Source organism: Cohnella baijiui (genome assembly GCF_020731285.1).
Taxonomy (GTDB): domain Bacteria; phylum Bacillota; class Bacilli; order Paenibacillales; family Paenibacillaceae; genus Cohnella.
Window position 1 is genome coordinate 1 of the sequence record NZ_JAJFOW010000484.1, and the last position, 214, is coordinate 214.

Genomic DNA, 214 nt, shown 5'->3' on the forward strand with positions numbered 1-214 from the left:
GATGTATGGAGCCGGGTGTTGGAGAATCCGGAAAATCTGATCTCGATTATAGAAGAGCTGCCGGAAGACCATTATCCGGAAAATGAAGAGATGATCAGCGCAGCCTGTGTCGCCTTCGAAGAAAAGACAGGGCATACGGACGACGACTACTATCAGTTATTTGAGGAATATACGCACGGTGCATATACCTACCCTGAGATTGTTTTTGACTGGG

Annotated in this window: 1 pseudogene; it reads left to right on the top strand. The window is 47.2% G+C overall.

Annotated elements, in window-relative coordinates:
- Positions 1 to 18: 18 nt before the first annotated feature.
- Positions 19 to 214 (top strand): annotated as a pseudogene (locus tag LKX83_RS33470) (hypothetical protein); the annotation flags it as partial.